The following is a 14,579-nucleotide window of genomic DNA, read 5'->3' as shown; positions in this document are numbered from 1 at the left end:
CAATTCGGCTCGAATCATCTCGGAATTGGCATCGCGTGAGCAGATTCTGGAAATGCGCTGGCCTGCTCGCACTGCTGTGCGCCGGCTTCGTGTTCGTCAACAACACCAGTCTGCTGGTCGCGAAGACGGCTGGGCGGCCGCTGCTCCTGGCCCATCGCGGTGTGTCGCAGCAATTCGATCGCACCGGTCTGACGGGCGATACCTGCACGGCTGCGCGCATGCTGCGGCCAACTCATGATTATCTCGAGAATACCATCGCCTCCATGCGCGCGAGCTTCGCCGCCGGCGCCGATATCGTCGAATTCGACGTGCATCCGACCACTGACGGCCTCTTCGCGGTGTTCCATGACTGGACGCTCGACTGCCGCACCGACGGCAAGGGCGTCACGCGCGAGCATGCGATGACGGAGCTGCGGCGCCTCGACATCGGCTATGGGTACACGGCCGATGGAGGCCAGACCTTCCCGTTTCGCGGCAAGGGCATCGGCTTGATGCCGTCGCTGGACGAGGTCTTAGCGACGTTTCCGGACAGGTCGTTTCTGATCAATATCAAGAGCAATGATCCCACGGAAGGCCGGCTGCTTGCGGCGGCGTTGGCGCAGATCGATGCGGCACAACGCAGCCGGCTGATGGTCTATGGCGGCGACGCGCCGATCGCGATGCTCAGGGCCGCGCTGCCGGATCTCAAGGTGATGTCGCGCGGCATGCTGAAGGGCTGCCTGCTTCGCTATATCGGCTACGGCTGGACGGGGCTGATTCCGTCCGCGTGCCGGAACATGCTGGTCCTGGCTCCGATCAACGTCGCGCCCTGGCTTTGGGGCTGGCCGGATCGATTCCTCCAGCGAATGGCACGAGCCGGAAGCAGCGCCTTCGTCATCGGCTCCTATCACGGCGAGTCGTTCTCTGCCGGGCTGGATACGCCCGACGATATCGCCCGGCTGCCCGAGAACTTCGACGGAGGCGTGATGACCGATGAGATCGAAACCGTGGCGCCGCTGCTGAAGCGGGCTCCGCGAGGCGATCAAGTGAAGTAGTTGTCGAACGTACGTTGTCGCAGGAAGACCCGGGCGCGCCTGTGGCGCGTCCGGGTCCGTTGTCGTCAGTGCAGGGGCGCGCCTCGCGAGCTCTCCTCCTGCGCCGCGATCCAGGCGATCACGGCCTCGGAGAAGCCGTCGACCCGCGTCCAGGGTCCGTAGCCGACCCCGTGCTGGTACGACGCCACGTTGACAATGGTCCCGCGCGCCCGAGGCGATGGCACCGGATCGTGGCTCTGCTCGTCAGTGAAGACGATCAAGCGGTCGCCGTTGCGGTCGACCTCCTTGACCGCACGACCGAGATAGGTCCCGGAATGCGGCTGCGACCCGAGGATCGCATCGCGCAGCGCAAAGCCGCGGCGCGGCGGCACCTTCACGACAGCGTCGCTGAACGTGAAGATCTCCACCTCGTCGCAGACCTCGCGGGCGAGGATCGCCAGCCCGCACGCTGCGTCCGCGCGCGTCATCTCCGACTTCGCGGACAGGCTCGCGAACATCGAGCCGGAGACGTCGATCAGCAGCCGCGTGCGGCCCGGAAGCCGCGCGTAGCTCTTGATCGCGCGCAGCATCGCCTGCTCGAGCTCAGGCTCGAAGTCGGGCGCGTGCCGTGCCGCCGTGATGAACCGATACGGCAGGATCCTGTCCGTCCGCATCGTCTCGATCGCGGCCGCGACGGTTGCCCGCGGCACGCCCGCCTGCTGCATCAGGCGCAGGTTGCGCAGCAGCGCCAGCGCCCCGAGCCGCTTTTCTGCGATCAGCCGCTCGAAGCTCGCACGCTTGTCCGCACCGGCCGACAGCGCGACCTCCCAGGTGTCGGGCGAGGCCAGCTCGCCATCGACGAGCTGCTTCCACGCCGCCTCCTGAGCGGCGTCCTTGGGCCTGGCGTGAACCAGGAACAGGACGTCGCGCAGCCGCACCGGCCCCTCGCGGTCATACTTCGCGAGCTGATAGGCATCGAACTTGGGGAACGCCTTCGCCAGCCCCTTCTTGACCTGGGCCGAGACCGGCTGCCGCTTGCGCTGCTGCTGCGGACCGAGAGCGTCCGCCCAGTAGATGGCGAGCAGCTCGGTCATCTCGTCCGGCCGCTGGATGATGCGCGACAGCGTCTCGGCCACCAGCGCACGGTGCTGTGGCAGCCGCGCCATCTCGCGGGCGACGAGCAGCGGCGCGTGCCGCAGCTTCATCTCCTCGCGCGCACGGACCGCGAGCTGAGCCACCTCGCGCGGCTCGACCTGCGGCACGAGCGACTTGATGCGATCGGCGATCGCGATCCCGTCCTCGTAGAACTGGTCTTCCCACAGCAGGCAGCTCATCAGCGTGCGCTGCAGCGCCTGGACGGGCGGGAGCTGTCGGGATGGCGCACCCTCATGGGTGAAGGCGCGCAGGAACGTGTTGAGCCTGACCATGGTGGCCTCCTCTTGGGTTGATGATGGATAGAATTGCCGGGGAAGGGGCGAGGCTGACTTGCCATTGCTGGCAGCCACACGCTCGATCCGACGAGCTTCGAACCGGGTCTGAAGATCAGCCCTTCGTTCGAGAGGAGTCGAACCTCCAGCCTTGTGGCCCCGAAGTAACAGCGCTCTTCACCACCGGCCGGTCCGCGATCGCCTCGTCGGAAACGATCACTACCGAGATGGACCACGCGCCGGGAACAGGCGAATGCTGAGATCCAGTCCACTTCCGTGGACCGGAAAGTGCTCTACCGCTGAGCTACCGGTGCATGGAACGCCGGATGGGATTCGAACCCACGACCTCTCGATTATCAGTCGAAGTATCAGCACTCTTCACCACGGCGCGTGGAAGAAGATGGCGCAGCGGGGGCTGCGCCGTAACGAGGTGACGGTCCGTTCGATGACGGTCACCGGTTGAGATGGATCACGAGCCGGGAACAGGCGACGACTGAGACCCGGTCCCACTTTCGCGGACCGGACAGCGCTCTGACCTCTGAGCTACCGGCAAGCCGCCGGACGGGATTCGAACCCGTGACCTCTGGCGTGGCAAGCGAAGTAACAGTCGTCTTCACCACGGCTCGTGGATGAGTTCGGCGGGGAATGGGCGATGCTGTTGCTGCCCCGGAGGGCACTCGGTTTCAACGAAGTAACAGGCATCTTCACCACCGCCGTTGGACGCCCGGCCGCGTCACGTGGCCGAGCAGCGTTGATGGCATGCTGGGGAACGGGCGATCACGGCGATACGACGATCGAAACGCAGGCTTGGCTTGCGCCTTGCCGCAACCCGCGACTCACCCATCTCGCTTGACGGATTCCACGGTACGATCGATCGAAGGCGGCTCATGGCCGCATTGGCGCGAAGGATCCGTGATCTTCACCACCAGCACCTCCCGGCCGCGAACGGCCGGGAATTCAAAAAGCTTGTCTGCGGCGCTGTGCGGCGCCGCTGTTTGCAAGCTCCAGGGAGCCTGCTCTGTCATCGGTATCCGGCATCACGCCTTCGTTCCCTCCGACAGGCCCCGCGCGCTCAGGCCACGCGCATCACCTGCGCGAGCCCCGGGATCCGGGTCTCCCGTCCGGTTGATGCCGGGACTATCGTTCGTTCGCCGTGCAGCGTGCTCGCGTGAGGGCAACAAAAAACCCTCCGGAGCGGCTGGCTCGGGAGGGTCCGTGTGATGCGGACTGTTGATCTTGCGTCAGGCAAGATCGCTCCCTCGAGCATGGCGTGCGCCATCCGTCGGCATAAAGCCGTTGGACACGCAGATGAGATGTTCGTAGTCGAAGGACATCGTCGGGCTCTTGGTTGCTCTTGCATCAGCGCGAACGCAGTCGTTCGCGAGGCCGCGGGACATACGCCGCTTTGTTGGTGCTGTCAACAGCGTGGTGCCGGCGGTCTTGCGTGCTGCTGCGGCCTTGATCTGCGACAACCCACCAATGCGGTGCATGTTTATCGTAAGCGCATCGAGATCGCGGCGAAAAAGTGCGAGCGCATTGTGATGAATCGACGGCAGGTCCTGATAGGAGGCGGCAGCGCGCTTGCAGCGGCGGCGCTCGGCGCCGGCACTTGGCGCGCCGCAACCGGCACGATGCGCGAGTATGACGAGTATAGCAGCCGGCTGCGCGCGCCGCTGTCGCCCGAGATCGCCGACGTGATCCGCTACGCGACGCTCGCAGCCAACGGCCACAACACCCAGCCGTGGCGGTTTCGCGTCACCGGCGATGCGATCGAGATCCGCCCCGATCCGGCGCGGCGCACGCCGGTGGTCGATCCGGATGACCATCATCTGTTCGTCAGCCTCGGCTGCGCCGCCACCAATCTCGCGATCGCAGCGGCTGCGAGCGGCCGACCGGGCGAGGTTGCCATCGACGGACAGACCGTGCGCTACGGCTTTACGAACGCCAAGCCGCATGACGATCCGCTGTTGGCCGCGATCGTTCGCAGGCAGTCGACACGCGCCGACTATGACGGACGTGCCGTGCCGCCGGGCGATCTCGCGGCGCTGCAGGCTGCTGCGGCCATGCAAGGCGTCGATCTTGCTCTCATCACGGATCGCACCGTGATCGCGAACATCCGTGATCTCGTCGTCGCCGGCAACGACGCACAGATGCGCGACGTAGCGTTCATGCGCGAGCTGAAGTCCTGGCTGCGGTTCAATCCGCGCAGCGCGATGGCGACGGGGGACGGCCTGTTCGCGGCCGCGAGCGGCAATCCCTCATTGCCGAGTGCGCTCGGCGGCATCGCCTTCGACCACCTCTTCAACGCAGCAGCGGAGAACGACAAATATGCGCGCCAGATCGGCTCATCGGCCGGTCTTGCCGTGTTCGCGGCCGAGCAGGCCGATCCCGCGCACTGGATCAGGGTCGGGCAGGCGTGTCAGCGCTTCGCGCTCGAGGCGACACGGCTCGGTCTCAAGCTCGCCTTCATCAACCAGCCGGTCGAAGTGGCCGCCTTGCGCCCCGAACTGGCGCGCGTGATCGGGACGAGCAGGCGGCCGGACATCGTGCTGCGCTTCGGCTATGGCCCCACGTTGCCCTATGCACCGCGGCGGCCTGTTCGCGAGGTGCTGAGTTCATGAGTCGTTCCTGTCAATCTTGACGGAATCTCGACTCGGTGCATTGCTTCGAAGCATGTTCGAGAACACCCGATTGGCACGCATGAGCGATGGGCACTATTGCCTGGTGCGCGACCTTGGCCTGGTCAAGGGCGGCAAGGGCATGCGCCATCATGAGGTCGTGGTCGATTTCAGCGCGCGCGGCATCAAGGTGTTCGCGAAGCAGGGCGCCTCGGCGCTGATGCACCGTGTCGCGGCGAAGCTGGCGCAGCATGGCGCCACGGCGAAGCTGCCGGCGCTGTTGCGCGTGCGTCTGCGCGAGCCGCAGTAACATCAGCGTTTGGGCTTGCGGCGGCGAGGCGTCGTGATCGATCGCTTCGGGTCGTAGGGGCTGTCCGGATTGACGTCGAGCTCGACCTCGGCGACGCAATATTGCGGCTGGCGATGGCTGCGCCCGGAATGCCAGCGTCCCTCGCGCAGCTCGACCTCGCTCATGTCAGCGACATCGAAACACTTCCATTGACCGCCCGATTGCAGGCCGCTGCTCGCGCCGCCCGCGAACTGGAACGCCAGCACGCGTTCGCGGCCTGCGGTGTGGCCGAGGATGATCGGGCAGATCGCACGGGCGAAGCCGCCATACATGCACAGAACCTGCTGGCGCGTGCTCATCGCCTGCATGATCAACTGGTAGGTCGAGCTCGGCATGCCGGCTTTCTGCACGATGCAGCACCATAAGACCATCGGCCGCGACCGGTTCCGCATCGGACTTGCGGCGGCCGCGCACGGACTTAGATTGAGGCCTCAACGAGCAAAGCGCGAGCAAAGCCATCATGTCCGATCTCTCCAGCTTCCCGATCACCACGCGCTGGCCGGCGCAGCATCCCGACCGCATCCAGCTCTATTCGCTGCCGACGCCGAACGGCGTGAAGGTTTCGATCATGCTGGAGGAGACCGGACTGCCTTACGAGCCGCACGCGATCGATTTCGGCAAGGACGATCAGAAGACGCCGGAGTTTCTCTCGCTCAACCCCAATGGCAAGATTCCCGCGATCATCGATCCCGACGGCCCCGGCGGCAAGCCGCTCGGCCTGTTCGAGTCCGGCGCGATCCTGCACTATCTCGCCGAGAAGACGGGACAATTCCTCCCCGCCGATCCGGCGCGGCGCTGGCAGACCCTCGAATGGGTGCATTTCCAGATGGGCGGCATCGGGCCGATGTTCGGCCAGCTCGGCTTCTTCCATAAATTCGCGGGACGCGAGTACGAGGACAAGCGGCCGCTGCAGCGCTACGTCGCCGAATCCAAGCGGCTGCTCGGCGTGCTCGAAGCCCGGCTGGACGGCCGGCAATGGATCATGGACGGCGACTACACCATCGCCGACATCGCGAGCCTCGGCTGGGTGCGCAACCTGATCGGTTTCTACGGCGCGCGCGAGCTCGTCGCCTTCGATGAATTGAAGCACGTTCCGGCCTGGCTGGAGCGCGGCCTGGCGCGGCCGGCCGTGCAGCGCGGGCTGGAGATCCCGAAGCGGCCGTGATCGTCAGCGAGGCCGATCTCGAGCGCCGCCTGGACGAGGTGCTGTCCGCGCCGGCTGGCGCGGGCGATGGCGTGCTGCCGCCCGACAGCGTGATGTGGCGCGTGCATCGCGAGGCCGCCTTGTTTCTCGGTGCGGGCCGCGCGCTGCTGCTGCAGCTCGCCCATCCCTGGGTGGCGGCCGGAATTGCTGGCCAGTCGAAAGTGTTCGCCGATCCGCTCGGCCGCTTCCACCGCACGTTCGGCATCGTCTACACGATGGTGTTCGGCACGCGCGCGCAGGCGGTCGCTGTGGCACGCCGGCTGTATCGGCGTCATGCCGCCGTCGACGGCGTGATGGCCGAGACGGTCGGGCCGTTCGCGGCCGGCTCGCGCTTTCTCGCCAATGACGTCGAGGCGCTGCGCTGGGTCCATGCCACGCTGGTGGAGACGGCGATGATGTCATACGGCCTGTTGCGGCCGCCGCTGACGGAGGCCGAGCGCGAGCAATATTGGCGCGAGGCGATGCGCTTCGCGGCCCTGTTCGGAATTCCGCGCGACGCGCTGCCGCCGGACTGGACGTCGTTCAAGGCCTATACCGCTGCGATGATGCAATCGGACACGCTCACCGTCAGCACGGCCGCGCGCGACATCGCACGGCGCATCTTCGCGGGCGAGGCGACATGGATCGGCCCGCCGCGCTGGTTCACCGCGCTGACGGCCGAGATGCTGCCGGATCGGCTGCGGCAGGGCTTCGATCTGCCGTACGGAGAGCGCGACCGCCGCAGCGCTGCGCGTGCCCGCATTTGGCTGCCGCGCGCCTACGGCTTGCTGCCGGAGAGACTGCGCACCGTCGGCCCCTATCAGGAGGCGATGGCGCGGATCCGCGGCGAGGCATGCCCGCCGTTCACCCGGCTGCTCAACCGCGGCTGGATCGGCCAGCCGAGCATGGCGAGCCCGTTCGAGCAGGCCCGGTCCAGCCCCGCGCGGAGCGACTGAGCGGCCGGAGATTGGTCATGGTCGCGGCGCGACCTTCAGCGTGACGCTGCGAACCTCCTGCCGCGTCGGCGCGCGGCTGCCGCCGGGCTGGCTGATGCTGAGGCGGATCGTCAGTCGCCCGCCGCCGATCGCGTCCGTCGGCACCGGAAGCGCGTAGGTCCCGGCGTCCTCGCCGGCGCGAAGCCCGAATGGCGAGACCGTCCCGAGCAGCATCCCGGATGCCGTCGTGACCGTGACCTCCTGGCCACGCGCCAGCGCGCCCAGGCGAATCTCGATGACGGCAGTCTCGCCGGCGCCGAGCGGCCGCGGCAGGACCAGATCGACCGCTTCAGAAGGCGCCTGTGCTGACGACGACAAGGGAAGCACCGCAGTCAGAAGCAGCGTCACGCAAACCCGCAGCGCGGCGCGCCGGCCAGTCACGGGCGCAGCGGTCCGACCGACAGGGATTTCAGCGCCGGCGCAGCACCGACGCCGCCCGAGGGCACGATACGGATGCTCAGCGGCTGGTTGGGTGCGGCGCGCAAGGCGGTGAACGCCTCCTGCTTCTTCGGCAGCGGCACGGCAAAGGTCGCATCCATGGTCATGACCATGCCCGGCATCATCGCGCCGAAAAACGCGATCGTGCCGGCGTAATAGGGGCTGTCGGCTGTCACCTGGGTGACATTGGCGGGCGCGTTAACCAGGACGTCGAACTCGCGCACGGTCGAATAACCGCTTGGGCGGGGCAGCGTGATCTGCGCCATCAGCGGCTGCGGCCGCGTCGCCGCCAGATGCGCTTCGAGCGCATCGCCGGGAATCTTCACCGTGCCCGCATTGGCCTTGACCGAGCCCTGCTGCGGCTTGGCCTGCGGCGCCGAGGCGACTGCCGGCGGATTGACGATGTCCTCGCCGAAGCCCGGCGCGTAGTCGTAGTCGAAGCGGTCGGTCGAGATGTAGTCGCCGGCCTTGCTCGGTCCGACATAACCGCCCTTGCCGTCCGCGTAGAACAAGAACGGCTCGTCGGAGAAGGTCTTCAGGTCGCTGCCCTGCGGCAGATAGGGCAGGTTGAGGCGTTTCTGCTTGCGCGTCCACACGTCCCACAGCCGGTCCATGTTCGAATGATGCAGGAAGAAGATCGGATCGACCGGCGACAGGAAGTTGGTCATGTTGCCGTAGGGACCGGGATCCAGCGGCCCGACACCACCGATGTAGTTGTGAACCTTGTTGTGCGGCAGACCTTCCAAGGTCGAGAACTTGGTCGTGCCGTTCGGCTGGGTGTTGTGCGAAGCGGTCTTCGAGCTGGTGAAGCTCAGATAGTTGTCGGCATTGTAGAAGTCGGTCGGCAGCAGGCCGGCCATGATCACGAAGGGCGAGACGTCATAAGCGGTCTTGGCATCGAGCTTCGGATTGTCGCGCGACAGATAGCGCGACGCGCAGGTCGTCGCGAACGCCTCATTGCCGGAGATGCCGGCATTGGCGGAGGGCGAGAAGCCGGTGACGTCGTTCCAGACGGCGTCGATCGACTTGTAGCCGCGGATGTCGAGCTGCCCGCGCTGGTCTTTCGACAGGCCGTTCCAGTAGTCGGCCAGGGTCGGCTTGATGAACGAGGTGAAGACCGCGAGGTTCGCGGTGAACGGCTGATAGGCCTTGTCGGTCGGCGTCAGCACGCCGTCGAACATGCCCGCCGGAATTTCCGCCAGCTCGGTCCAGTCCCAATACGGCAGCGCGAAATTGTCGTCGCCGCTGAGTGCGCGGATCGATTGCTCGAAATAGCCGAGATAGCCGCGGTGCCAGACGTAGAACCACCAGTTTCCGTGCGGGCAGTCCATCAGATGAATGAACGCATTGCGGAACCAGTTCTGCGGATGGCTCGCCGGCAGTTGCAGCATCGCTGCGACGCCCTTGGCGTAGCTCGCCAGCATCTTCTGCCCTTCGGGGCTCGTGACGCTGTAGCGGCGATATTTTGCGGCGGCGCGGCCTGGCGCCGGCGAGATCACCGTGCCCGCTGCGGCCATCGCGGCCGTTGCCATGAATGTACGGCGTGTCTGTCGCAATCCCATGCTCATCTGAAATGATCCCCCATTTGAAAGCGGCATGATGCGTTCGCTGAGTTACAATCTCAAGTAGCATTTCCGTGTGGTGCCTGTATGATGACCGCGTATAAGGGGAAGCCGATGGATGCGCTGACGCTGCTGATCATTCGCCACGCCGAAAAGCCTGATGGCGACGCGACAGGCCCCGGCCTGACCCACAAGGGCAAGCCGGATTCGAAGTCGCTGGTGATCTTCGGCTGGGAGCGGGCAGGGGCGTGGACCGCGCTGTTCGGCAGCGGACTGGGCGGCGCGACCTATCCGACGCCGCAGGCTGTTTACGCGGCCGATCCCGATAGCAGCAATGCCGGCTCGGATCCCAGCCGGCGTCCCTACGAGACCGTGCTGGAACTCGCTGCGCGCGTAGGCCTCGCCAAGCCGAATACGTCATTCGCCAAGGGGCAGGAGGCGGCGCTGGTCGAGGCGCTGCTGCCGCTGTCCGGCACCGTGCTGGTGGCCTGGGAGCACAAGGCGATCATCTCGGACATCCTGCCGCGGCTGCCGGTCAGCAACGCCGGCGATCTGCCTACCCATTGGTCGGGCAAGCGCTTCGACGTCGTGCTGCGGTTCGATCGCGCCACCGGTGCGACCGAGTTCACCTTCACCGAGCTGTATCCCTGCCTGCTGCCGGGAGATTCCGACAAGCCGCTGAAGAGCGATCCGAACGACGAATGAGGAATTTCGTGATCGACCCTCATTCGTCCCCAAGAGATATCCACAGGCTGCGTGATAGAGGGATCCCAGCGGATTGATCATGGTACATGGGTGCTGCGTACGCATTGCTGGCGTGCGCCAGGTTCGCCATGCATGCCGCTTCCGTTCAAAAAGCCCCGGGACGTTCGTGCCTTCTTCAGCCACGCCGCCTTTCAGAAGGCGGAGCTTCTGCAGATCAGCGGAAGCGTTGCCGATCTCGATATCAGCGAGGACGGTCGCGAGCTGGCTGCCTCCGTGCAGGGGTCGCAGGCATGGGCCTACGACGTCGAGATCCTGCTGAAGCCCGACAAGCACGGCCGCGTCAACGTCTCCGGTGAATGCTCCTGCCCGATGAGGCACAACTGCAAGCATGTCGCGGCGGTGTTGCTCGAAGCCATCGAGCAATCGTCGGACATGGGCCCGGTCGAGACGTGGCCGGCCAAGACCGCTGCCGCAGCCAAGGCGAAGCCGCTGGTGCTGCCGCCGGAGATCGTCTCCTGGCTGGCCAAGATCGGCACGGTCAGCCGCGGCGATACGTACCCGGCCGAGGTGAGGCAAAGGCTGATCTACGGCGTGCGGGTTCACACGGAGGCGGGGCAGGCACCGTTTCCGGTCGCGTTGGTGTGGTCGGTGAGATTGCGCAAGGACGACAGCTTCGCCGACGTGTTTTCGAAAGTCGACAACGTGGGGGGCGGCGCGGAGCGGGCGCCGGCGTTCTATCGCGACAGCGACATCGAGATTCTGGCGCATCTTGGCGGACAGGCTTATGTCGGCAACATGTGGGCGCACCGGATCGGCTCGGCCGCGCTGATGAAGCGGATCGTCGAAACCGGAAGGGCCTATTGGCACGACCACACCGGGCCGCTGTTGCGCTGGGGCGACAAGCGCAGCGGCCGCATCGAATGGCAGCCGGTCGGGCGGAGGGGGATCGGTGCACGGCTCGTCGTTGACGGAGTCCTTGCGCTGCATGCCGAGGCGCCCGTCTATGCCGACGAGACGCTCGGCATCGTCGGCGAGGTCGATCCCGGGATTGCACCGCGCACGGCACACCACTTGCTGAGCGCGCCGGTGGTGCCATCGGTGCTGATCGGTGAAGTCAGCCGCCATCTCAGCCGGCGTTTGCCGTCGCTCGATCCGGCTCATCTTCCGGCGCCACCGACCGAGGTCGTCAAGATCGAAGCCAAGCCCGCGCCGATCCTGCGCCTGTTGCGCGGACCCTATCCCGGCTACGGCTTTCGCGGTGAGCATGGCAGCGGGCTTCCGCTCGGCGCGGTCCGGCTCGGCTTCCGCTACGGGCCGATCGAGATCGACGGCTCCGGCAGCGGCGCCGAGGTCGAGGCATTCCACGACGGCCGGGTGCATCTCGTCACGCGCGCCAAGGCCGACGAGCGAAAGGCATCCAAGCTGCTGACCGAGCTCGGCCTCGTTCCGCTCAGGAAAGTCCAGACCTACAATTATGGAGGTCATGCCGGCGACCTGACCTTCGAGGATGAGGGCCGCTGGCTGCAGTTCGTCCATCTCGAGCTCGGCGCATTGCACGAGCAGGGGTTCGAGATCCGCATCGACGACGATTTTCCGTATCGGCTGGCGGAGTCCTCCGGTCTCGTCGACATGGAGATCGAGGGCTCCGGAATCGACTGGTTCGAGTTCGGCTTCAAGATCGACGTCGATGGCCGGCCGCATGACCTCGCCGAGTTGCTGGCTCGTCTACTCGCGCAACCCGGAATCCTCGACGCGCTGGCTGACGCCGATGCTGATGCCAAGCACATGTATGTGCCGCTGCCTGACGGCCGGCATCTGGCGCTGGCGGCCGGCCGTTTCCTGCCGGTCCTGCTGGCGCTGCAGACGATGCGGCTGAGCGGCGGCGCCTTCGACAAGTCCGGCAAGATCAAGCTGTCCCGTGCCCAGCTCGTGCCGCTGCTGGCGCACGATCCGGGCGCGTTCAAAGGACCCGACGATCTGCGCCGGCTCGCGGATCTGGTGCGGCAGCATCGGCAGGATGAATTGAAGCTGCCCGCCGGCTTCACCGCCACGCTGCGCCCCTATCAGCAGCAGGGCGTCGCCTGGCTCGATCTCCTGCGGCAGGCCGATCTCGGCGGCGTCCTCGCAGACGACATGGGTCTCGGCAAGACCGTCCAGGTGTTGGCCCTTCTGGCGCTGGAGAAGGCGCGCGGCGCGCTGACGACGCCGGTGCTGATCGTCGCGCCGACCAGCCTGATGACGAACTGGTTCAACGAGGCCCGCAAATTCGTTCCCGAGCTGAAGGTCCTGGTGTTCCACGGCGCTGCTCGCAAGGAGCTGATCGCGCAGATTTCGGAGTACGATGTCGTGCTCACCACCTATCCGCTGATCGCGCGCGACCATGAGCTCATCCTCGGACGCGACTGGCACATGGCCATTCTCGACGAGGCGCAGACCATCAAGAATCCCAATGCCGCCACGACGCGATGGCTCGGTGCGATCAAGGCCAGCCATCGCTTCTGCCTCACGGGCACGCCGATGGAGAACCATCTCGGCGAACTCTGGTCGATCATGAGTTTCGTCAACCCGGGCTATCTCGGCGACAAGACCGCGTTCGCGCGCAACTGGCGCACGCCGGTCGAGAAGGAGGGCAACAAGATGCGGGCGGCGGCGCTGACCCGCCGCGTCAAGCCGTTCCTGCTGCGTCGGACCAAGGAAGAGGTCGCGTCCGAGCTGCCGGCCAAGATCGACATCGTGGAGACCGTGGAAATCGACGGCAAGCAGCGCGACCTCTATGATTCGATCCGCGCGGCGATGGCGACGAAGGTGCGCAAGGCGCTCGAAGAGCGCGGTCTTGCCCGCAGCCACATCATCGTGCTCGAAGCGCTGCTGCGCCTGCGCCAGGTCTGCTGCGATCCGCGTCTGGTGAAGCTCGACAAGATCGAGCGGCCCTCGGCCAAGCTCGACCGGCTGATGGAGATGGTCGAGGAACTGCTCAGCGAGGGGCGCAAGATCATCATCTTCTCGCAGTTCACCTCGATGCTCGCGCTGATCGAGGAACGTTTCGAGGCGGCGGACATCCGCTACGAGCTCCTGACCGGCGAGACGCGCGATCGCAAGCATGCGATCGAGGCGTTCCAGAACGGAGATAGTCCTGTGTCCCTGATCAGCCTCAAGGCCGGCGGCGTCGGTCTGAACCTGACGGCAGCCGACACCGTCATTATCTACGACCCCTGGTGGAATCCCGCCGTCGAGGCGCAGGCGATCGACCGCGCCCACCGCATCGGCCAGGACAAGAAGGTGTTCGTGTATCGCCTCGTGACCGCCGGCACGATCGAGGAGAAGATCGGCGAGCTGAAGCTGCGCAAGCAGGCACTGGCCGATTCACTGTTCGATTGCGAGGGCAATATCGGCAAGGCGCTCACCGAGGACGATATCGCCGCTCTGCTGTCGTGAGCTGGGCTTCCGGGGCCGGCCCATCTTCGGCCAGCCTACAATCTCGTGGCATACGTTATGTGGGTGTTCAGTCAGGCGAGCTCGATGCGCTCGCGGTCGCGCGTCTCATCGACCCAGGCATGGGCGGCGAACCATTCATGGTAGATGCGGCAGTGCGGGCAGTAGGCGCGTGAGAAGAACACGGGCATGCGCTGAAAGCGCGCGGCGTCCATTTCCATCCCTGTCTCGATGCTGCGGCCGGTCTGCGGACAACGTACCATGATCTTGCCCATCGCGGTCTCCTGTTCGCGCGCCAGATACGCCGGGGATGCGAAGAAAATGTAATGCTCTCCCGACAGTTTCATGGCAAAGCTCGGCATGAATTCCGACTGGGGAACGAGTGGTGTCTGCCGCATCAAAAGCGAGTGAATCGCACTGCAAAATGCGGGGCCGATTGTCGCAACATGAGACATCCGCTGCGGTCGGACACGATTGTTTGAGGACGCTTGCCATGAGCATCACGATCTACGGAATCAAGAACTGCGACACGATGAAGAAGGCGCGCACCTGGCTCGATGACAATGGTGTGCGTTACGACTTTCACGACTACAAGAGTGGCGGCATCGACAAGGCGACACTCACGGCGTGGAGCGATGCGGTCGGCTGGGAGGTGCTGCTCAATCGCGCCGGCACCACGTTCAAGAAGCTGCCCGACGCCGACAAGGACGGCCTGACCGAGAGCAAGGCGATCGCGCTGATGCTGGCGCAGCCCTCGATGATCAAGCGCCCGGTGCTGGATCTCGGCGGCAAGCTGCTCGTCGGCTTCAAGCCGGAGATCTATGCCAAGGAGGTGAAGGCCTGACGCTGGGTCGTCA

General features: G+C 65.7%; 14 protein-coding genes and 1 tRNA gene. 8 read left to right on the top strand and 7 right to left on the bottom strand.

Annotated elements, in window-relative coordinates; genetic code table 11:
* Window positions 1-35 precede the first annotated feature (35 nt).
* Entirely contained in the window at window positions 36-1,034 is a 999-nt protein-coding gene (locus S58_RS20820) for a glycerophosphodiester phosphodiesterase family protein (RefSeq protein WP_015667344.1), read from the top strand.
* Between the two features lie 65 nt (window positions 1,035-1,099).
* Here S58_RS20820 and S58_RS20815 read toward each other — a convergent pair whose 3' ends face one another.
* From S58_RS20815 to S58_RS37660, 3 genes are all read right to left on the bottom strand, one after another.
* On the bottom strand, window positions 1,100-2,440 hold the full coding sequence (locus S58_RS20815) for a TROVE domain-containing protein (RefSeq protein ID WP_015667343.1): 1,341 nt from the start codon (window positions 2,438-2,440) through the stop codon (window positions 1,100-1,102).
* Window positions 2,441-2,755: 315 nt separating this feature from the next.
* A tRNA-OTHER gene (locus S58_RS20810) sits at window positions 2,756-2,830 on the bottom strand.
* Window positions 2,831-3,681: 851 nt separating this feature from the next.
* A complete protein-coding gene (locus S58_RS37660; RefSeq protein ID WP_144058360.1) occupies window positions 3,682-3,930 on the bottom strand; it encodes a hypothetical protein in 249 nt (82 codons plus the stop codon).
* A 51-nt stretch (window positions 3,931-3,981) separates the two neighbouring features.
* Between S58_RS37660 and S58_RS20800 the strand changes: the two genes are divergently transcribed.
* Window positions 3,982-5,061, top strand: coding sequence for an Acg family FMN-binding oxidoreductase (locus S58_RS20800; protein WP_015667342.1), 1,080 nt, complete (start codon window positions 3,982-3,984; stop codon window positions 5,059-5,061).
* 79 nt (window positions 5,062-5,140) lie between these two features.
* Window positions 5,141-5,368: a hypothetical protein gene (locus S58_RS20795; protein WP_042340837.1), complete on the top strand. Its 228-nt coding sequence runs from the start codon at window positions 5,141-5,143 to the stop codon at window positions 5,366-5,368.
* Window positions 5,369-5,370: 2 nt separating this feature from the next.
* Here S58_RS20795 and S58_RS20790 read toward each other — a convergent pair whose 3' ends face one another.
* Window positions 5,371-5,742, bottom strand: a complete 372-nt coding sequence (locus S58_RS20790) for a hypothetical protein (protein ID WP_015667340.1) — start codon at window positions 5,740-5,742, stop codon at window positions 5,371-5,373.
* A 125-nt stretch (window positions 5,743-5,867) separates the two neighbouring features.
* Here S58_RS20790 and S58_RS20785 point away from each other — a divergent pair, with 125 nt between their 5' ends.
* Together S58_RS20785 and S58_RS20780 are read left to right on the top strand one after the other, a co-directional pair.
* The gene (locus tag S58_RS20785) at window positions 5,868-6,572 is read left to right on the top strand and encodes a glutathione S-transferase family protein (protein WP_015667339.1); all 705 of its coding nucleotides are present in this window, start codon (window positions 5,868-5,870) and stop codon (window positions 6,570-6,572) included.
* On the top strand, window positions 6,569-7,546 hold the full coding sequence (locus S58_RS20780; protein WP_015667338.1) for an oxygenase MpaB family protein: 978 nt from the start codon (window positions 6,569-6,571) through the stop codon (window positions 7,544-7,546). Before S58_RS20785 ends, S58_RS20780 begins: the two co-directional genes overlap by 4 nt.
* Window positions 7,547-7,561: 15 nt before the next feature.
* Here the strand turns inward: S58_RS20780 and S58_RS20775 are convergent, their stop codons facing one another.
* The gene (locus tag S58_RS20775; RefSeq protein WP_244440614.1) at window positions 7,562-7,933 is read right to left on the bottom strand and encodes a hypothetical protein; all 372 of its coding nucleotides are present in this window, start codon (window positions 7,931-7,933) and stop codon (window positions 7,562-7,564) included.
* Window positions 7,934-7,962: 29 nt separating this feature from the next.
* Window positions 7,963-9,591, bottom strand: a complete 1,629-nt coding sequence (locus S58_RS20770; RefSeq protein ID WP_042340029.1) for a tyrosinase family protein — start codon at window positions 9,589-9,591, stop codon at window positions 7,963-7,965.
* A 108-nt stretch (window positions 9,592-9,699) separates the two neighbouring features.
* Between S58_RS20770 and S58_RS20765 the strand changes: the two genes are divergently transcribed.
* Entirely contained in the window at window positions 9,700-10,290 is a 591-nt protein-coding gene (locus S58_RS20765; protein WP_015667335.1) for a hypothetical protein, read from the top strand.
* A 132-nt stretch (window positions 10,291-10,422) separates the two neighbouring features.
* Window positions 10,423-13,725, top strand: coding sequence for a DEAD/DEAH box helicase (locus S58_RS20760; RefSeq protein ID WP_015667334.1), 3,303 nt, complete (start codon window positions 10,423-10,425; stop codon window positions 13,723-13,725).
* Between the two features lie 71 nt (window positions 13,726-13,796).
* Here the strand turns inward: S58_RS20760 and S58_RS20755 are convergent, their stop codons facing one another.
* The gene (locus S58_RS20755) at window positions 13,797-13,997 is read right to left on the bottom strand and encodes a hypothetical protein (RefSeq protein ID WP_042340836.1); all 201 of its coding nucleotides are present in this window, start codon (window positions 13,995-13,997) and stop codon (window positions 13,797-13,799) included.
* Window positions 13,998-14,215: 218 nt separating this feature from the next.
* Here S58_RS20755 and S58_RS20750 point away from each other — a divergent pair, with 218 nt between their 5' ends.
* Entirely contained in the window at window positions 14,216-14,566 is a 351-nt protein-coding gene (locus S58_RS20750) for an ArsC family reductase (RefSeq protein ID WP_015667332.1), read from the top strand.
* Window positions 14,567-14,579: the final 13 nt, after the last annotated feature.

The sequence above is a fragment of the Bradyrhizobium oligotrophicum S58 genome, from assembly GCF_000344805.1.
Classification (GTDB): Bacteria; Pseudomonadota; Alphaproteobacteria; order Rhizobiales; family Xanthobacteraceae; genus Bradyrhizobium; species Bradyrhizobium oligotrophicum.
This window is presented reverse-complemented; position numbering and strand designations above follow the sequence as displayed.